General features: G+C 64.7%; 18 protein-coding genes. 13 read left to right on the top strand and 5 right to left on the bottom strand.

Going from position 1 to position 18,622, the window contains the following annotated elements; all coding sequences use genetic code 11:
• Window positions 1–15 precede the first annotated feature (15 nt).
• The 3 genes from ABIE20_RS24920 to ABIE20_RS24910 all read right to left on the bottom strand — a co-directional run bounded on the left by ABIE20_RS24920 (window position 16) and on the right by ABIE20_RS24910 (window position 3,360).
• Window positions 16–510 (bottom strand): DUF934 domain-containing protein, encoded by a 495-nt coding sequence (locus tag ABIE20_RS24920; protein WP_429508031.1) that lies wholly within the window; start codon window positions 508–510, stop codon window positions 16–18.
• Window positions 498–2,180 carry a nitrite/sulfite reductase gene (locus ABIE20_RS24915; protein WP_429508029.1) on the bottom strand — a complete coding sequence of 561 codons (1,683 nt, stop codon included), beginning with the start codon at window positions 2,178–2,180 and terminating at the stop codon, window positions 498–500. Before ABIE20_RS24915 ends, ABIE20_RS24920 begins: the two co-directional genes overlap by 13 nt.
• Window positions 2,181–2,286: 106 nt before the next feature.
• The gene (locus tag ABIE20_RS24910; RefSeq protein ID WP_429508027.1) at window positions 2,287–3,360 is read right to left on the bottom strand and encodes a sigma-54 interaction domain-containing protein; all 1,074 of its coding nucleotides are present in this window, start codon (window positions 3,358–3,360) and stop codon (window positions 2,287–2,289) included.
• A gap of 274 nt (window positions 3,361–3,634) precedes the next feature.
• On the opposite strand from ABIE20_RS24910, the gene ABIE20_RS24905 reads away from it, so the two are divergent.
• The 3 genes from ABIE20_RS24905 to ABIE20_RS24895 are packed head-to-tail and all read left to right on the top strand — an operon-like array spanning window position 3,635 to window position 7,630.
• The gene (locus ABIE20_RS24905; RefSeq protein ID WP_429508025.1) at window positions 3,635–4,858 is read left to right on the top strand and encodes a lipase family protein; all 1,224 of its coding nucleotides are present in this window, start codon (window positions 3,635–3,637) and stop codon (window positions 4,856–4,858) included.
• Between the two features lie 11 nt (window positions 4,859–4,869).
• Window positions 4,870–6,066, top strand: coding sequence for an LLM class flavin-dependent oxidoreductase (locus tag ABIE20_RS24900; RefSeq protein WP_429508024.1), 1,197 nt, complete (start codon window positions 4,870–4,872; stop codon window positions 6,064–6,066).
• A 4-nt stretch (window positions 6,067–6,070) separates the two neighbouring features.
• Window positions 6,071–7,630 (top strand): ABC transporter substrate-binding protein, encoded by a 1,560-nt coding sequence (locus ABIE20_RS24895; RefSeq protein WP_429508023.1) that lies wholly within the window; start codon window positions 6,071–6,073, stop codon window positions 7,628–7,630.
• On the opposite strand, the gene hpaA is transcribed toward ABIE20_RS24895, so the two are convergent.
• Entirely contained in the window at window positions 7,627–8,529 is a 903-nt protein-coding gene (hpaA, locus tag ABIE20_RS24890; RefSeq protein ID WP_045194037.1) for a 4-hydroxyphenylacetate catabolism regulatory protein HpaA, read from the bottom strand. The two genes, ABIE20_RS24895 and hpaA, sit on opposite strands and share 4 nt — an antisense overlap.
• 143 nt (window positions 8,530–8,672) lie before the next feature.
• Here hpaA and ABIE20_RS24885 point away from each other — a divergent pair, with 143 nt between their 5' ends.
• The 8 genes from ABIE20_RS24885 (at window position 8,673) to hpaI (ending at window position 16,030) form a co-directional block, all read left to right on the top strand.
• Window positions 8,673–9,344: a fumarylacetoacetate hydrolase family protein gene (locus ABIE20_RS24885; RefSeq protein ID WP_045194038.1), complete on the top strand. Its 672-nt coding sequence runs from the start codon at window positions 8,673–8,675 to the stop codon at window positions 9,342–9,344.
• Entirely contained in the window at window positions 9,344–10,117 is a 774-nt protein-coding gene (locus ABIE20_RS24880; RefSeq protein WP_429508021.1) for a fumarylacetoacetate hydrolase family protein, read from the top strand. Before ABIE20_RS24885 ends, ABIE20_RS24880 begins: the two co-directional genes overlap by 1 nt.
• A gap of 5 nt (window positions 10,118–10,122) precedes the next feature.
• Window positions 10,123–11,583: a 5-carboxymethyl-2-hydroxymuconate semialdehyde dehydrogenase gene (gene hpaE, locus ABIE20_RS24875; protein WP_429508020.1), complete on the top strand. Its 1,461-nt coding sequence runs from the start codon at window positions 10,123–10,125 to the stop codon at window positions 11,581–11,583.
• A gap of 106 nt (window positions 11,584–11,689) precedes the next feature.
• On the top strand, window positions 11,690–12,547 hold the full coding sequence (hpaD, locus tag ABIE20_RS24870) for a 3,4-dihydroxyphenylacetate 2,3-dioxygenase (protein ID WP_195884412.1): 858 nt from the start codon (window positions 11,690–11,692) through the stop codon (window positions 12,545–12,547).
• Between the two features lie 105 nt (window positions 12,548–12,652).
• Entirely contained in the window at window positions 12,653–13,045 is a 393-nt protein-coding gene (locus ABIE20_RS24865; protein WP_429508018.1) for a 5-carboxymethyl-2-hydroxymuconate Delta-isomerase, read from the top strand.
• A gap of 51 nt (window positions 13,046–13,096) precedes the next feature.
• On the top strand, window positions 13,097–14,401 hold the full coding sequence (locus ABIE20_RS24860; RefSeq protein ID WP_429508017.1) for an MFS transporter: 1,305 nt from the start codon (window positions 13,097–13,099) through the stop codon (window positions 14,399–14,401).
• An 11-nt stretch (window positions 14,402–14,412) separates the two neighbouring features.
• On the top strand, window positions 14,413–15,216 hold the full coding sequence (gene hpaH, locus ABIE20_RS24855) for a 2-oxo-hept-4-ene-1,7-dioate hydratase (protein ID WP_429508016.1): 804 nt from the start codon (window positions 14,413–14,415) through the stop codon (window positions 15,214–15,216).
• A gap of 10 nt (window positions 15,217–15,226) precedes the next feature.
• Window positions 15,227–16,030, top strand: coding sequence for a 4-hydroxy-2-oxoheptanedioate aldolase (gene hpaI / locus ABIE20_RS24850; protein ID WP_429508015.1), 804 nt, complete (start codon window positions 15,227–15,229; stop codon window positions 16,028–16,030).
• Window positions 16,031–16,103: 73 nt separating this feature from the next.
• Here the strand turns inward: hpaI and hpaR are convergent, their stop codons facing one another.
• A complete protein-coding gene (hpaR, locus tag ABIE20_RS24845; RefSeq protein WP_429508091.1) occupies window positions 16,104–16,526 on the bottom strand; it encodes a homoprotocatechuate degradation operon regulator HpaR in 423 nt (140 codons plus the stop codon).
• 164 nt (window positions 16,527–16,690) lie between these two features.
• Here hpaR and ABIE20_RS24840 point away from each other — a divergent pair, with 164 nt between their 5' ends.
• Both ABIE20_RS24840 and ABIE20_RS24835 read left to right on the top strand, forming a co-directional pair.
• Entirely contained in the window at window positions 16,691–17,989 is a 1,299-nt protein-coding gene (locus ABIE20_RS24840; protein ID WP_045194046.1) for an NAD(P)/FAD-dependent oxidoreductase, read from the top strand.
• A gap of 34 nt (window positions 17,990–18,023) precedes the next feature.
• Window positions 18,024–18,389 carry a cupin domain-containing protein gene (locus tag ABIE20_RS24835; protein WP_429508013.1) on the top strand — a complete coding sequence of 122 codons (366 nt, stop codon included), beginning with the start codon at window positions 18,024–18,026 and terminating at the stop codon, window positions 18,387–18,389.
• The last annotated feature ends 233 nt before the right edge of the window (window positions 18,390–18,622 follow it).

The raw sequence follows: 18,622 nt of genomic DNA, 5'->3' as shown, positions 1-18,622 counted from the left end.
AACCCGGCGACGGCGTCAGCGTCGACGAAACAGCGGCCGTGGTTCGATCACCGAACGCCCGTACAGCACGCTCATGCCGGCCAGGCCCTTGAGGGCATCCTCGGCACACTTGTCTTCGCGCACGGCATAGCTGTCGAAACCGCACTGGCGCATATGGCTGAGCTGGTCACGCAGCACGTCGCCCACCGCGCGCAGCTCGCCATGCCAGCCCAGGCGGCTGCGCAGCAGGTAGGCCTGGCTGTAGCCACGACCATCGCGAAAGCTCGGGAAATCCACGGCGATCAGCGGCACCTGGGGCAGCCACGGGCGCAGCGGCTCAAGCTCGTCGTCTGGCCCCAGCAATACGCCGTCACGGCCAAAGGGCCGCTGGGCACGGCGGGCAATCCAGCTGGCCAGCGGCAAGATCACCAGGCCGTCAGGCAGCACCTCGCCGGGTTCGCGCAACAGCTGCCAGGGATCATGCTCGATCAACTGCGCTTCACCGTTGCGCAGGCCAATCACATTACGCATATCAGCTCCTCCGGCCGCTTGGCATAGACCCGTTCCTTGAAGGGTTCCAGGCCAACCCGGCGCACGGTGTCGACAAAGGGTTCTTCCAGCTCGCGGTAGGCGCAGTAGGTGGCGATGATCTGCTCGATCACCTGGGGGATCTCGGCGGCGCTGAACGACGGGCCGATGACCTTGCCCAGCGTGCTGTGCTTGCCCTGGGCGCCACCGAGGGTCACCTGGTACCACTCGCTGCCGTTTTTATCGACGCCGAGGATGCCGATGTTGCCGATGTGGTGGTGGCCGCAGGCGTTGATGCAGCCGGAGATATTCAGGCTCAGCTCGCCCAGGTCGTGCAGGTAGTCAAGATCATCGAAGCGGCGCTGGATCGACTGCGCGATAGGGATCGAGGTGGCGTTGGCCAGGGCGCAGAAGTCGCCGCCCGGGCAGGCGATGATGTCGGTCAACAGGCCAATGTTGGCGGTGCCCAGGCCGCGCTCGCAGGCCAGGCGCCAGAGCGCGTGCAGGTCGCGCTTGCGCACGTCGGGAAGGATCAGGTTCTGTTCGTGGGCGATGCGGATCTCGCCGAAGCCGAACTGCTCCGACCAGTCGGCCACCGCATCCATCTGCGCATCGGTCAGATCGCCCGGTGGCGAGGCATCGCCCGGCTTGGTCGAGAGCACCACGCTGGCATAACCCGGGACCTTGTGCGCCTTGACGCAACAGGCCACCCAGCGGGCGAAGGCGTGGTCCTGGGCCAGGTGGGTGTCGTAGGCCAGCTCATCATCGATGACGCTGTCGTAGGCCGGTGGTTCGAAGGCGGCGGCGACACGCTGGAACTCGTCCTCGGTCAGTTGCGCCGGGCCGTCCTTGATGTGTTGCCACTCCTCCTCCACCTCGCGGGAGAACGCCTCGATGCCCAGCGCCTTGACCAGGATCTTGATCCGCGCCTTGTACTTGTTGTCGCGCCGGCCATGGCGGTTGTACACGCGCAAGATGGCTTCGACGTAGGACAACAGGTGTTGCCACGGCAGCCCTTCGCGAATCTGCAAACCGAGGATCGGCGTGCGCCCCAGGCCGCCGCCGACCATCACCCGCAGGCACATCTGGCCACGGCCGTCGCGGTAAAGGTACAGGCCGATGTCATGCATCATGATCGCTGCACGGTCTTCGATGGCCGAGCAGATGGCGATCTTGAACTTGCGCGGCAGAAAGAGGAATTCCGGGTTGATGGTCGACCACTGACGGAGGATCTCGGCCAGCGGCCGCGGGTCGAGCAGCTCGTCGGCGGCCACCCCGGCGAAGGCTTCGGTGGTGATGTTGCGCACGCAGTTGCCGGAGGTCTGGATCGCATGCATCTCGACCTCGGCCAGGCGCTGGAGAATGTCCGGCACCTGGGCCAGTTCGATCCAGTTGAACTGGATGTTCTGGCGCGTGGTGAAGTGGCCGTAGCCACGGTCGTACTCGCGCGCGATCTGCGCCAGGGTACGCATCTGCCGGGCGCCGAGGGTGCCGTAGGGGATGGCCACGCGCAGCATGTAGGCATGTTTTTGCAGGTACAGGCCGTTTTGCAGGCGCAGGGGCAGGAACTCTTCTTCACTCAGTTCGCCAGCCATGAACCGGCGCACCTGATCGCGAAATTGCGCCACGCGCTCGAACACCAGCGCACGGTCATACTCGTCATAGTGATACATGGTTCGGACCTCATCAGGGAGGCCGTTACTATGACTTTCGGGTGTACTGAGTTACAGATTCAGGTTGGCGGTATTTATACGGATCAGATGCTCGAATTGCGCTGGCCTAAAGGGCGACACCGTCCGTGCGCTTCAACTCACCAATCTTCTCCAGCCGCGCCCGCACGATATTGCGGCTGATATTCAGCAAGCGCCCGGTCTGCAACTGGTTGCCATGGCAGAAGCGGTACGCGGTGCGAAACACCGTCTCCTCGATATGCTCGTACAAATCCGGGATGTTCTGCTCGAACAGCGCCGTCAGCGCCGCTTCAAGGTTTGGCGGCTCACTGGCGATGCGCAGCGGCTGGCTGTGTTCTTCCTGGCGGATACCCACCGAACGCATGTCCACCAGGTGCAGGTCGGCCGGCTGCACCACCTGTTGCCGGCACACCAACAGCGCATGGTGAATGGCGTTCTCCAGCTCGCGGATGTTGCCCGGCCAGCTGTGCGAGAGCAGCTTGCGTTCGCTTTCCAGGCTCAGGCTGGCGCGGCTGTAACCCAGGCGCTGGCAGTGCTCTTCGAGGAAGAACTCGGCCAGTGGCAGGATATCCCCGGGCCGTTCGCGCAGCGGCGGCAGGCGGATGGTTGCCACGTGCAGACGGTAGAACAGGTCTTCGCGAAAATGCCCGGCCACCACCGCATCGGCAAGGTTGACGTTGGTCGCCGCCACCAGGCGCACGTTGATCGGGATCGGTGTGCGCGAACCGAGGCGCACCACTTCGCGTTCCTGCAACACGCGCAATAATTTCACCTGCATGTTCAACGGCAGGTCACCGATTTCATCGAGGAACAGCGTGCCGCCATTGGCCGCTTCGAACCAGCCGGCCTTGCTGTTGGTGGCGCCGGTAAAAGCGCCCTTCTCGTGGCCAAACAGCTCGCTCTCGACCAGGGTTTCGGCGAAAGCGCCGCAGTTGACTGCCACGAACGGCTCGCGTCCGCGGCGGCTCAGTTGATGAATATGGCGGGCGACCAGCTCCTTGCCGGTGCCGGTCTCGCCGATGATCAGGGTGTTGGCTTCACTCGGCGCCAGGCGTTCGATGCGGCTGAGCAATTCCTGGGAGCGCGGGTCCTTGAACACCAGAACGGTGGCGCGAACGGATTTGGTCAGTTCCCGGGCGTGGGGATGGGTTATCAGCGACATGGTGCATTCCTGGCAGTGAAAGCGCAGGGCCATAGTGCCCGAAACAAATTAGAACAAATAATTATTAATTAGCATTTATATATTCCAGTTAGAGATAAGCGCTTGAGGCTGCTGCCACAGCAGCAGTCGCCCAGCAATCCGTGGCTGCCAGCCAGCATCGACACGCCCTCAGGATTACTCGTTACGGCAGCCCACCCCCGCAAAATCGGGCCCTGCAGCGCTCTGGCACGCATTTCGCTCAAGCCTGGCAAACGCACCGTGCAAGGACCTCTCGATGAAACTGGAAAAAACCTTCGCCTTCGGCCTGGGCCTTTTGGCCCTGTCGCTCAGCGCCGTAGCGGCAGAAACCTTCGCGCCCAAACCCGACCCGCTGCAAGGCGATGGCCGGGTCTCGGCGTTCTACAGCTGGAGCCAGGCCATCCCTGGCACACCGGGCAAACTGCTGCGCAGCGAACCGCTGGAAAAAACCCTGAGCCTGCCTGGCGCCGGCTCGCAGCTGCGCATTCTCTACAGCTCTACCGACGGCATCGACGGCAAGACCCCGGTGGCGGTCTCCGGCGCGCTGTTCATTCCCAAGGGCCAGGCGCCGGCAGGCGGCTGGCCGGTGGTGACCTGGGGCCATGGCACGGTGGGCGTTGCGGATGTCTGCGCACCGTCCTGGGCCGGGCGTTCGTACCGCGACGTGCAGTACCTGGCGCGCTGGCTCAACGAGGGCTACGCCATCGTCGCCACCGACTACCAGGGCCTGGGCGTGCCCGGCGGCCACCCGCTGTTGAACAACCGCATGGCCGCCTACGGCATCCTCGATGCCGCCCGCGCGGTAATTGCAGGAGTGCCGGATCTGGCCAACAAGGTGCTGGTGGTCGGCCAGTCCCAGGGCGGCGCCGGCGCCTTCGCCTCGGCTGCCTATGCGCCCACCTATGCCCCCGACCTGGGCCTTAAGGGCAGCGTCGGTACCGGGGTGATCTACACCGTTGGCGCCAAGAACGTCGGCGAACAGGACCAGGACAAGTTCGATGCCTCGCTGGCCTACGGTTTCTACACCCTGCTGGCAGCCCAGCAGTACGACCCGAGCATCGACCCACGCGACTTCTACACCGACAAGGCCCTGCCGCTGTTCGAACAGGCGCGCAGCACTTGCCTGTCGTCACTGGTGGCCGATGTGGTCGGCACCGGCCTGACCCCGGCCAACACCCGCAAGGCCAACAGTGGCGACAAACTCAAGCCGTGGCTGGCGCAGGTGTCCTACCCGACCCTGAAACTCGCCCAGCCGATCTTCATCGGCACCGGCGCCGAAGACAAGACCCCGGCTGCCGCCACCCAGGTGGCACTGATGCAGGATGCCTGCAAGACCGGCTCGATCGTCGAAGGCCACCTGTACAAGGGCCTGGGCCACAGCGAGACGGTCAACGCTTCGCTCAAGGACTCGCTGCCGTTTGCCCGCAAGGTGTTCAACGACCAGCCCATCGCCCCCCTCTGCAACCCCACCGTGCAATAAGGACGCTGACCGTGAGCATCGAATTCTTCACCCGCCTGCCCTTGCACGGCGAAACCCAGTTCCTCCCTGGCGATCCGCGCAACCGCGGCGACTGGCATGCCGGCGGCGACAGTACCGGCGCCGTGTCGAACTTTGCCGTGGGCGATCACTTCACCTACATCGACTACCTCGGGCAGATCGCCCGCGCCGCCGAAATAAACGGCTTCGGTGGCGCGCTGATGGTCAACGCGCCGTCCGGCGAAGAGCCCTGGACGGTGTGCTCGCTACTGGCCCGCGAAACCCGCACGTTGAACTACGTCACCGCCTTCCAGCCCTTCCACTACACGCCCTGGGTCGCGGTGCAGCAAGCGGCGACCTACCAGCGCGCCAGCGGCAATCGCCTGGTGTGGAACATCATCAATGGCGGCTCGGATGCCGTACAGCGCCAAGTCGGCGACTTCAGCGACCACGATGAACGTTACGAGCGCGCCATCGAGTTCATGGACGTGGTCAAGGGTTACTGGCACTCGGAGAATTTCCACTACCAGGGGCGCTTCTACAAGGCCGAAGGTGGCGGCCTGCGCGGCCCGCAGAAAAAAGCCGAGTTGCCGCTGATCTGCACCGCCGGCTCGTCGATCGCCGCGCGGGAATTCGCCGCCCGTCACGCCGACTTCTACCTGATGCGCGCCGAGCACCCGGACGAGATCCGCGCGCTGATTGCCGACATTCGCGAGCGCGCGCTCAAGCATGGCCGCAGCAATATCCGCTTCGGCCTGTCGATCGATGTGATTACCCGCGAGACCGAAGCCCAGGCATTGGCCGAGGCCAGGCGCTTTTTCGATGAAGGCGTAGCCAAGGGTGCGGTGAAGGCTGTAGCCGCCCATGCCGGGCTGCGCACCGCGCGCAAGCTCAGTTACGAAAACGAGTACGCGGCCAAGGACGAAACCCGGCCGTTCGACGACTTTTTCATCTACCCCAACGTCTGGGCCGGTTTTGGTTACATCGGCATCCCGCCGGGCCTGGCGCTGGTCGGCAGCTACGCCAACGTGGTGGCGCGGATTCGCGAGTACAACGCGCTGGGCATCGACCTGTTCTTCCTCGCCGGCTACCCGCACCTGGAAGAAGCCTACCGTCTGGGCGAGCACATCCTCCCGCACTTTCGCGGCGAACGGGCGCCGCTCAAGCGCATCGACACCCAGGCGCCAGCCCTGCGTGCAGCAGGAGCCTGAGGCTATGGACCTTTTCGATCAGCAGCGCCGACGCTTTCTCGGCTACAGCCTGGCGCTGGGCGGCGGCCTGCTGCTCAGCGGCTGCGGCCCTGATGCACCGGCCGCCAGCAGCCCGGCCAGCGACCAGCCGCGCCATGGTGGGCGCCTGCGCCTGGGCGTGCTGGCCGGGGGCCAGGTCGGCAACCTCGATGCCCACAAGCCGATCGGCAGCGGCATCGTCCGCGGCTTTGCCCTCTACAGCAAGCTGTGGGAATGGGACGAGCAGATGCAGCCACGCCTGGCCCTGGCCGAAGAAGCCCAAGCCAGCGCCGACGCCAGCAGCTGGACCGTGCGCCTGCGCCAGGGCCTGGAGTTTCACAACGGCAAGACCATCGATGCCGACGACCTGATCTTCTCCATTCGCCGCCTGACCGACCCGCAACTGGCCTCGCCTTACGCCGCGCTGCTGCACTGGGTCGATCGCGACAACCTGGAAAAACTCGACGCGCGCACCGTGCGCATTCGCTTCAAGGACGGGCGCAGCTACCTGCCGCTGGCCGAAACCTGGGTCAACTTCGGCGGCATCGTGCCGGTGGATTACCACCCGGTGACCAACCCGGTCGGTGCCGGGCCGTACAAGCTGAAAAGCTTCAGCCCCGGCCAGCGCTCGGTGTTCAGCCGCTTCGAGAACTATTACAAGGACGGCAAACCCTACGCCGACGAGCTGGAGATCATCGACTTCAAGGACCAGGTCTCGCGCCTCGCGGCCCTGCGCGCCGGGCAGATCGACATGGCCAACGGCCTGCCCAGCGAGCAGTTGCAGATCATCGAACGCGACCCGCGTTTGCAATTGGTAACCTCGGTCAGCGGCAACTGGTTGTCGTTCGAGATGAACACCAGCAAGCCGCCGTTCGACAACCCCAAGGTGCGCGAGGCGTTTCGCCTGCTCGCCGACCGCCCGGAGCTGGTGCGCCGTGCCTTGAACGGCCAGGGCCGGGTAGCCAACGACCTGTACGCACCTGATGACCCGACCTTCAACCACAGCCTCGGCCCACGCCCCCATGACCCGCAACGGGCGGCGCAACTGTTGCGCGAGGCCGGCTACGAGCAACTGCAAGTCGAGCTGGTGACCACCAGCGGCCCGGCCCTGGCCTCGGCGCTGGTGTTCGCCGAACAGGCCAAGGCCATCGGCGTGAGCCTCAAGGTGCGCCAGGTCGACCAGGCCACCTTCGACGGCCCGCAGCACGACCAGTGGCAACTGAGCACCGGCGGCACCATCGGCGCGCCGTTTCTGGCCAGCGCCATGCACATCGATGCGCCCTTCGCCGTGGCCAACAAGACCCACTTCAACGACCCGCAGTTCAGCGAACTGTTCCTCCAGGCCATGGCCCAACCGGACCTGGCCAAGCGCAGCGCCCTGGTGCACCAGGCCCAGCAGATCCAGTACGAACGGGGCGGCTTGCTGATCTGGGGCTACCTGAATCTGCTCGATGCTTTCTCGCGCCAGGTCGGCGGCGCCGCAGCCGAGCAGACGCTGTTCAGCACCTGGCGTTTCGACAACCTCTGGCTACGCGGCCAGGCTTAGCGCAACCCCGCCTGACGCTGGCGGTACTCCCCCGGCGTCAGCTGCGCATAGCGCAAAAAGAACCGGCTGAAGTACGCCGGGTCTTTGAAGCCCAGGCGGTAGCAGATCTCGTTGGCCGAGCTGCCGGTGTACAGCAGCAGGCGCCGCGCCTCCTGCATCAGCCGTTCGAGGATCAGCCGCTTGGACGGCAGGTCGGCGATGCGCCGGCACACTTCGTTGAGCCGCGCTTCGGTGACGCCAATGCCCTGGGCATAGCGCGCCAGCGGCCAGTGCTCGAGGTAGTGGGCCTCGATCAGTTCATTGAAACGATGAAACACCTGCAAGTCTTCATGACGGGTTTGCCGCGCCGGCAGCGAGCGCGCGCACAGGCGCAGCAGGCTGGTCATGATCAGTCGCGTCAGGCTTTCCAGCGCCGCCCCGCGCCCGGCGGCGCTGGCGTTAATTTCACTGTGCAGCTCATCGAACAGCAGCGCCAGGCGCCGCGCTTCGGCGGCGTAGCTTGGCTCCAGGCCGCTCAAGGCCACGCAGGCCGGCGCCACCTGCGGCCCCGGCGCCAACCCGGGGTCGGCTTCAAGTAGCTGCCAGACCAGTTGCTGGCGCACGGTCAGCACATGGCCGTCGGCATCGGGTTCGGTTACGAAGGAATGCGGGATGGTCGGCGGTGTAAGGAAGAACATCGGCCCCGATTCGACGTATTGCTGATCGTCCAGGTACACCCGCACCGTGCCGCTTTTGACGTAATGCACCTGGAAAAACCGGTCGTGACGATGCACCGGCATATTGCGGCCGAAAAACCCGGCGAGGTTGCCGAGCTTGTCGTAATGCACCTCGGCATCGCTGTAGCGCTGATCGTAGACCTGGCCGATGTTGATGTTGGGGATTGGCTGTTGCTCGCGCATGGCCCTGCTCACGCTTGTTGTTATGCCGCCAGCTTACTCCTGCAGCAAGCCGCTTGCATTTCGTTAACATCTTAATTATAACGTTAACACATTAACAATTATTCGAGCAGGGACCCTGCCCCTGCCCCAGCCAGGAGAACCCCATGAGCCGTGCCTTGCACGATGCTGCCAGCGGTACCTTGTTCGGCGTAGCGCTGAACTACCAGGGCCTGCTTGACCAGCGTCTCGCCGAATTCGAACAGCCGCCGTATCAAAAGCCGCCGGTCAAGCCGGTGCTGTTCATCAAGACCCCCAACACCCGCAATGGCCATGGCCAGCCGGTGGTCTACCCGCAAGGCATCGAGCACCTGCAACCGGGCCCGGCCCTGGGCGTGGTGATCGGCAAGCGTGCCACCCGGGTCAGCGTCGACGAGGCCCTCAGCCATGTCGCCGGCTACACCATCGTCAACGAATTCAGCCTGCCCGAAGACAGCTACTACCGCCCGGCGGTCAAGGCCAAGTGCCGCGACGGTTTCTGCGCCCTGGGCCCTGAACTGGTGCCGGCCGCGCAGGTCGCCGACCCGCAGCAACTGAGCATCAAGCTGTTCGTCAACGGCGCCCTGCGCCAGCACAACAGCACCGCCAACATGGTCCGCAGCGTCGCCCAGCTGATTGCCGAAATCAGCGAATTCATGACCCTGCATGAAGGCGATGTGCTGATCACCGGCACCCCCGAAGGCCGCGTCGATGTGCTGCCCGGGGACCAGGTTGAAGTCGAGATCAGCGGCCTCGGGCGCCTGACCAACAGCATCGTTGCCGCGCAGGAGAAGCGCTGATGAAACACGCACGTATCCGTTACCAGGGCGAAGTCCACGCCGTCACCGTCGAAGCCGACAACGCCGTGCGCCTGGCGGATGGCCGCTTGCTCGCCGAGCAGCAGGTCGAGTGGCTGCCACCGGCCACCGGCAATATGTTCGCCCTGGGCCTGAACTACGCCGACCACGCCGCCGAGCTTGCCTTCACGCCACCCTCCGAGCCGCTGGCGTTCGTCAAGTCGGTGGGCACCTACACCGGCCACAACCAGGTCAGCTGGCGCCCGGACAACGTCGCCTACATGCACTACGAGTGCGAACTGGTGGCGGTGATCGGCAAGCCTGCGCGCAACGTCAAGCGCGAGGATGCGCTGGAGTACCTGGCCGGCTACACGGTGTGCAACGACTACGCGATTCGCGATTACCTCGAGAATTACTACCGGCCCAACCTGCGGGTGAAAAACCGCGACGCCACCACCCCGGTCGGGCCGTGGATCGTAGACGTCGCCGATGTGCCGGACGCCTCCAACCTGACCTTGCGCACCTGGATCAACGGTGAGCTCAAGCAGCAAGGCAGCACCAAGGACATGATTTTCGACATCCCCTACCTGATCGAATACCTGTCCAGCTTCATGACCCTGCAGCCGGGCGACATGATCGCCACCGGCACCCCCGAAGGCCTGGCCGACGTGGTGCCGGGCGATGAAGTGGTGGTCGAAGTCGAAGGCGTCGGGCGCCTGGTCAACCGTATTGTCAGCGAAGCCGAGTTCTTCGCCCTCAACCGCCAAGAGGCATGAGCAACATGATCAAACACTGGATCAACGGCCGTGAGGTCGAAAGCAAAGACGTGTTCGTCAACTACAACCCGGCCACCGGCGAGGCCATTGGCGAAGTCGCCAGCGGCGGCGCCGAAGAAGTGGCCCAAGCGGTAGCGGCGGCAAAAGAGGCGTTCCCGAAATGGGCCAACACCCCGGCCAAGGAACGTGCGCGGCTGATGCGCAAGCTCGGCGAGCTGATCGAGCAGAACGTGCCGCACCTGGCTGAGCTTGAAACCCTCGACACCGGCCTGCCGATCCACCAGACCAAGAACGTGCTGATCCCGCGGGCCTCGCACAACTTCGACTTTTTCGCCGAAGTCTGCACCCGCATGGACGGCCACACCTACCCGGTCGACGACCAGATGCTCAACTACACCCTGTACCAGCCGGTGGGCGTGTGCGGGCTGGTGTCGCCGTGGAACGTGCCGTTCATGACCGCCACCTGGAAGACCGCGCCGTGCCTGGCCCTGGGCAACACCGCGGTGCTGAAGATGAGCGAACTGTCGCCGCTGACCGCCAACGAGCTGGGGCGCCTGGCGGTGGAAGCCGGCATCCCCAACGGCGTGCTCAACGTCATCCAGGGCTACGGTGCCACCGCTGGCGACGCCCTGGTGCGCCACCCGGACGTGCGTGCCATCTCCTTTACCGGCGGCACCGCCACCGGCAAGAAGATCATGCAGACCGCGGGCCTGAAAAAGTACTCCATGGAGCTGGGTGGCAAGTCGCCGGTGCTGATTTTCGAAGACGCCGACCTGGAGCGCGCCCTGGATGCGGCGCTGTTCACCATCTTCTCGCTCAATGGCGAGCGTTGCACCGCCGGCAGCCGCATCTTCATCCAGCAGAGCGTCTACCCGCAGTTCGTCGCCGAGTTCGCCGCACGGGCCAAGCGCCTGATCGTCGGCGACCCGCAAGACCCGCAAACCCAGGTAGGCTCGATGATCACTCAAGCCCACTATGACAAGGTCACCGGTTACATCAAGATCGGCATCGAGGAAGGCGCCACCCTGCTCGCCGGCGGCCTGGAGCGCCCGGCCAACCTGCCAGCGCACCTGGCCCGCGGGCAGTTCATCCAGCCGACGGTGTTTGCCGATGTGAACAACAACATGCGCATCGCCCAGGAAGAAATCTTCGGCCCGGTGGTGTGCCTGATCCCCTTCAAGGACGAAGCCGAGGCGCTGCAACTGGCCAACGACACCGAGTATGGCCTGGCCTCGTACATCTGGACGCAGGACATCGGCAAGGCGCATCGTCTGGCCCGCGGCATCGAGGCCGGCATGGTGTTCATCAACAGCCAGAACGTGCGCGACCTGCGCCAGCCGTTCGGCGGCGTCAAGGGTTCGGGCACTGGCCGTGAAGGCGGGCAGTACAGCTTCGAGGTGTTTGCCGAAATCAAGAACGTGTGTATCTCGATGGGCAGTCATCATATTCCGCGCTGGGGCGTCTAAAAGCAGATCCCTGTAGGAGCGGGCTTGCCCCGCGATCTTGCTTCGGTCCTACACCACATCGCGGGGCAAGCCCGCTCCAACAACAACAATTTCCAGGAGTTCCATCATGGGCGAAGTCGTCCTGGCAGCCAAAGTCTGCCACGTACCCTCGATGTACCTGTCCGAACTGCCCGGCAAGCATCATGGCTGCCGCGAGGCGGCGATCGCCGGGCACAAGGAAATCGGCCGCCGCGCCCGCGAGCTGGGCGCTGATACCGCTGTGGTGTTCGACGTCCACTGGCTGGTTAACAGCGGCTACCACATCAACTGTGGCGAGCACTTCAAGGGCACCTACACCAGCAACGAACTGCCGCACTTCATCAAGAACATGGACTTCGAGTACCCCGGCTGCCCGCAGCTGGGCGAGCTGATCGGCCTTGAAGCCAACGCCGCCGACGTGCGCACCCTGGCCCACAACATCCCCAGCCTTGAGCTTGAATACGGCACCCTGGTGCCGATGCGCTACATGCACATGGACGTGCCCGACGCGCACAAGCTCAAGGTCGTGTCGATTGCCGCCTGGTGCGCCTGGCACCGCCTGGAAGACAGCTTTGCCTTCGGCGCCGCGGTGCGCCGGGCCATCGAAAAGAGCGACCGCAAGGTTCTGGTGCTGGCCTCCGGGTCGCTGTCGCACCGTTTCTCCGATGACCGCAACGCCGAAGCCAATATCCACAACTGGACCCGCGAATTCGACAAGCAGATGGACCTGCGGGTGGTCGAGCTGTGGAAGCAGGGCCGCTTCAAGGAGTTCTGCGCGATGCTCCCGGACTACGCCAACCACTGCTACGGCGAAGGCGGCATGCACGACACGGCGATGCTCCTGGGCCTGCTGGGCGGCGCCGACTACAACAAGCCGGTCGAGGTGCTGACCGAGCCGTTCGGCAGCTCCGGCACCGGGCAAATCAACGCCATCTTCCCGCTGTAGCGCGAAGGCAGCAGCCACAAGCTTCAAGCCACAAGCTGCAAGCGAAGAGCACGCGCTCTTGCCGCTTGTAGCTTGCCGCTTGCCGCCGTTCAAACGGAGATCTTCATGCCACACTTCATCGCCGAGTACACCGACAACATCGAGCAGCAGGCCGACCTGCCCGGCCTGTTCGAGAAGGTCCACGCCAGCCTGGGCGCCAGCGGCGTGTTCCCCCTGGGTGGCATCCGCAGCCGTGGCGTGCGCCTGGACAACTGGCGCATGGCCGATGGCAAGCACGACTACGCCTTCGTCCACATGACCCTCAAGGTCGGCCACGGCCGCGACCTGCAAACCCGCACCGAGGTCGCCGAGGCGCTGTTCGAGGTGATCACCGCGCACTTTGCCGAGCTGCAAAGCCAACACCTGCTGGCGCTGTCGTTCGAGATGATCGAGCTGCACCCGCAGCTGAATTTCAAACAGAACAACGTGCACGCCTTTTTGCAAAACCAGGCGGGCTGAACCACAGCCACCCGCCCTCCCCAACGGCCCTCTGACAAAAAGTACAAGATCATGAGCACAGCCAATACTGCCCAACACGCTGCCCTTGCCCAACATGACTCGACCCACAGCAAGATCACCTGGCGGCTGATGCCGCTGCTGCTGATTTGCTACCTGTTCGCTCACCTGGACCGCATCAACATCGGTTTTGCCAAGATGCAGATGAGCAGCGACCTGCACTTTAGCGACACGGTCTACGGCTTTGGTGCCGGGCTGTTCTTCATTGCCTACGCGCTGTTCGGCGTACCCAGCAACATGGCCCTGGACCGCGTCGGCCCGCGGCGCTGGATCGCCACCCTGATGGTGGTCTGGGGCACGCTGTCGACCAGCATGCTCTGGGTCGAATCGGCCTCGGGCTTCTACGTCCTGCGCTTTTTGCTTGGCGTCGCTGAAGCCGGCTTCTTCCCGGGCATCCTGGTTTACCTCAACCGCTGGTACCCGGCCCGCCGCCGTGGGCAGATCACTGCGCTGTTCGCCATCGCCGTGCCCATGGCCGGGGTGGTCGGCGGGCCGCTGTCGGGCGGCATCCTCGAGCTGTTCCACGACGCCGCCGGCCTGCGTGGCTGGCAGTGGATGTTCCTGATCGAGGGCGCGCCGGTAATCTTCCTCGGGCTGGTGGTGCTCAAGTGCCTGCCCGACAGTTTCGAGAGCGTCAGCTGGCTGAACGGCAACGAGAAGCAGCAACTGCGCGAGCAACTGAACCAGGAAGAGCAGCGCAAATCCATCACCTCGTTCGCCGGCATCCTGCGTGACAGCCAGGTCTGGCTGCTGGTGGCGGTGTACTTTGCGGTGATGCTGGCGGTCAACACCCTGGCGTTCTGGATGCCGACCCTGATCCACGGTGCCGGCATCGGCAGCGATGGCCGGGTCGGGCTTTTGAGCGCCGTGCCGTACCTGGCCGGGTGCTTTTTCATGATCGCCTGCGGGCGCTCGTCCGACCGTCAGCGTGAACGCCGCTGGCACCTGTGCGTACCGCTGCTGATGTCGGCCACCGGCATCGCCGTGGCCGGCCTGGCGCCCGGCAACCCGGTAATGGTGCTGGGCGGCCTGATCATCGCCGGCATGGGCGCCAGCGCCGCCTTGCCGATGTTCTGGCAACTACCGCCGGCGTTCCTGTCGAACACTACCCAGGCCGCCGGTATCGCCCTGATCAGCTCGTTCGGCAGCATTGCCTCGTTCCTCGCCCCGTACCTGATCGGCTGGATGCGCGACACCACCCAGAGCGCCAGCCTGGCCCTGTACGTGCTGGCGCTGTTCATCACCCTCGGCGGCTTGCTGGTGCTGCGCACCAAGGCTGCCATCGTCAACCCTCAGTAAGAGATTTCGCCATGCTTGACCACAGCCAGATCCTGCAAGCCGCCGCTCAGCTCGAGCGCGCCGAACGCAGCCGCGAACAGGTGCGGCAGTTCTCCCTGGAGCACCCGGGCATCAGCATTGAGGACGCCTACGCCATCCAGCGTGCCTGGGTCGCACAAAAAATCGAGAGCGGGCGCAAGCTGGTCGGCCACAAGATCGGCCTGACCTCGCGGGCCATGCAGGTGTCGTCGAACATCACCGAACCGGACTACGGCGCGCTGCTCGACGACATGTTCTTCGACGAAGGCAGCGACATCCCCTTCGAGCGCTTTATCGTGCCGCGAGTCGAGGTAGAGCTGGCGTTCGTCCTCGGCAAGCCGCTCAAAGGCCCCAACGTGACCCTGTTCGACGTGCTTGATGCCACCGAGTGGGTGATTCCGGCGCTGGAAATCATCGATGCGCGCATCCAGCAGGTCGACCCGCAGACCCAGGCCACCCGCAAGGTCTTCGACACCATCTCCGACAACGCCGCCAACGCCGGCGTGGTCATGGGCGGGCGCGCGGTGCGCCCGGGCGATATCGACCTGCGCAAGGTGCCGGCGGTGCTCTACCGCAACGGCGTGATCGAAGAGTCCGGGGTCTCGGCGGCGGTGCTCAACCACCCGGCCAAGGGCGTCGCCTGGCTGGCCAACAAGCTGGCGCCGTACGACGTCACCCTCGAAGCCGGGCAAATCATCCTCGGTGGCTCCTTCACCCGCCCGGTGGCGGCCAACCCCGGCGATACCTTCCATGTCGACTACGACATGCTCGGTTCGATTGCCTGCCGTTTCGTTTGAGGAATTGCCCATGGACATGCCCCTCAACCGCTTCAAACAACGCCTGCAACGCGGCGAGGCGCAAATCGGCCTGTGGCTTGGCCTGGCCGAGCCGTACTGCGCCGAGCTTGCCGCCAACGCCGGTTTCGACTGGCTGCTGATCGACGGCGAACACGCGCCCAACGACCTGCGCGGCATGCTCGGCCAGTTGCAGGCCATCGCCCCCTACCCGGCCCAGGCGATCATCCGCCCGGTGATCGGCGACACTGCGCTGATCAAGCAGGTGCTGGATATCGGCGCACAAACCCTGCTGGTGCCGATGGTCGAAAGCGCCGACCAGGCGCGCGAACTGGTGCGCGCCATGCACTACCCGCCCAGGGGTGTGCGTGGGGTCGGCAGCGCCCTGGCGCGGGCCTCGCGCTGGAACAGCATCCCCGCCTACCTGGACCAGGCCGATGAGCAGATGTGCCTGCTGGTGCAGATCGAAAGCCTTGAAGGGCTGCGCAACCTTGATGCGATTGCGGCAGTCGAGGGCGTTGACGGGGTGTTCATCGGCCCGGCGGATTTGAGTGCCTCCATGGGCTATCGCGGCAACCCCGGCCACCCCGAGGTACAAGCGGCGATTGAACAGGCGATTGTGCAGATTCAACAGGCCGGCAAGGCGGCGGGAATTCTCAGTGCCGATGAGGGCCTGGCGCGGCGCTATCTGGAGCTGGGCGCAGGCTTCGTGGCGGTGGGGGTCGATACCACGGTGTTGATGAAGGGCTTGCAGGGCTTGGCGGGTAAGTTCAAGGGGGATGTGGTAGTGGGTTCGTCTGGGCCTTCTGTGTATTGACTGTACTGGCCTCATCGCGGGTCAAGCCCGCTCCTGCACATTCCCGTAGGAGCGGGCTTGACCCGCGATGCAGTCACCGCCCTACCTGCTTCAACTCCTCCAGCAGTCCCAGCAGCGCCTGCAGCTTCTGCTCGCCGAACTGCTCCTGAATGCGCCGGTAATTGCTCTCCATGCACTGGCTCATCGAAGCAAAAATCTCCTCGCCCTTATGCGCCAGGTTGACCAGCACCCGGCGCTGGTCCTGTTCGGCCTTGCGCCGGCTGACAAGGCCGGCGGCCTCCATGCGCACCAGCACCCCGGTCATGCTCGGCTTGAGGATGCAGGCCAGTTCCGCCAGGCGGTAGATCTCCATTTCGCCCTGTTGGCGCAGGATACGGATCACCCGCCACTGCTGCTCGGTGAGCCCGTGCTGGTTGAGCGAGGGGCGAAAAAAACGCATGGCCGCTTCGCGGGCTTGCAACAAGGTCAGGGTCAACGACGGGCGCGGCTGGGGCATGGGAAGGCTAATCATCAGGCTACTTTGTTAACACTTTAACAAAATCAACGCCTTGCCACAGCCCTGGCACCGGCAGTCAAGCCCGGCGGCACGCAGGGTCAAGACGCAGGCGCCGGGCAAGGCCTTAATAGAGCCCATCAGTACTTCACTTTTCAGGCTGCGCCATGATCAACATCGAAACGCCGACCTACTACACCGCCACCAAAAAATACAACCTGAGCTTTCCGACCCTGGAACAGGACGTGGACGCCGACGTGGTCATCATCGGCGGCGGCTTTTCCGGGATCAACACGGCCCTGGAACTGGCGGAAAAAGGCATCACCAACATCGTCGTGCTCGAAGCCCGCTACCTGGGCTTTGGCGGCACCGGGCGCAATGGCGGGCAGATCATGGCCGGCATCGGCCATGACCTGGAGAAGATCAAACAGCACGTCGGCGACGATGGCCTGCGGCAGATCTTCGAGATCAGCGACCTGGGCGCCGACATCATCAAGAACCGCATCGCCAAGTACGCCATCGACGCCGACTTCTGCCACGGCTATGGCTATATGGGCTTCAACGCCCGTCAGGAAAAGACCCTGCGCGCCTGGGAAAAAGACTTCAAGTCGGTCAACTCCCAGCATGAGATCCGTTTTCTCGGTGGCAGCGAGGTCAAGCAGATCATCGGCTCCGACGCCTACAGCAGCGCCCTGCTGCACATGGGCGGTGGCCATGTGCACTCGTTGAACCTGTTGCTCGGTGAAGCCAAGGCGCTCAGCGAACACGGCGTGCGCATCTTCGAGAACAGCCCGGCGCTGCAGGTGCAGTACGGCGAGCGCATCCGCGTGCGCACCGGGCGCGGTTCGGTGACCGCCAGCAAGCTGCTGTGGGCTTGCGACAGTTTCCTCAACAAGCTGGAGCCGGAACTGCACCGCTCGACCATCAACACCTACGCCTTCCAGATGATGACCGAGCCGCTGCCGGACGAGCTGATCCAGCGCATCAGCCCGATCCGCGGGGCCTACAGCGACATCCGCCCGGTGATCGATTATTACCGGGTGACCAACGAGAACCGCCTGTTGTTTGGCGCCGCCACGCCGTTGGTCGAACACATCCCGGGCGATCTCAAGGCCTGGAACCGCAACCTGATGCTGAAGATTTTCCCCTACCTCAAGGACGTGAAAATCGACCTGGCCTGGGGCGGGCCGATGGCCTGCAGCCCCAACCTGTTCCCGCAGATCGGCACCCTGCCCGGTCGGCGCAACGCCTTTTACGTGCAAGGTTATTCCGGCTTTGGCGTCACCCCCAGCCACATCATCTGCAAGGTCCTGGCCGAAGGCATGAGCGAAGGCTCGGCGCGCTATGACCTGATCAGCTCGGTGCCACGCCCGACCATCCCGGCCAAGGATCAACTGCGCTCGCTGCTGCTGACCGCCGGCAAATCCTGGCACCAGTTGTCCGGCTACTGGAATGGCCGGCGCTAAGCCCTAACGCTTTCAACCCTCAAGGAACACTGCCATGACCCTGACTGCCGTCACCCAGAACCTCCAGCTCAGCCAACTCGACGCCTGGGGCACCGTTGCCGACCTGGGCTCGGAAATACTCGAAGGCGAAGTACGCGCCTTCGGCAAAATGACCTTCGGCGCACCGACCGACCCGGTCAGCAGCGCCTACTTTGGCACCACCACCGGCAAGTTCCGCATGGTCTACCCGTTCAACGAACAGGCCGTGGTAGTCACCGGCCAGGTACGCCTGACCGACGAAGCCACGGGTGTGAGCCGCACCTACAACGTGGGTGACAGCTGGTTCGTGACCAAGGGCACGCCGGTGCTCTGGGAGATTCTCAGCGAGAGCTTTGTGAAGCATTACTTTGCGGTGGTCTGACTGAAAGCATCGCGGGTCAAGTCGGGGGGGGGGGGGGGGGGGGGGGGGGGCGGCGCGGGGGGGGGGGGGGGGGGGGGGGGGGGGGGGGGGGCGGCGGGGGGGGGGGGGGGGGGGGGGGGGGGGGGGGGGGCGGGGCGGGGGGGGGGGGGGGGGGGGGGGGGGCGGGGGGGGGGGGGGCGGGGGGGGGGGGGGGCCGCCCGCGCGCGCCCCCGCCCCGAGGGCGCCCCAGGCAC

The organism is Pseudomonas sp. 2835, from assembly GCF_050435905.1.
In the GTDB taxonomy this organism is placed as follows: Bacteria; Pseudomonadota; Gammaproteobacteria; order Pseudomonadales; family Pseudomonadaceae; genus Aquipseudomonas.
The sequence above is the reverse complement of the archived record's forward strand: the minus strand, read 5'-3'. Positions and strand labels throughout refer to the sequence as shown.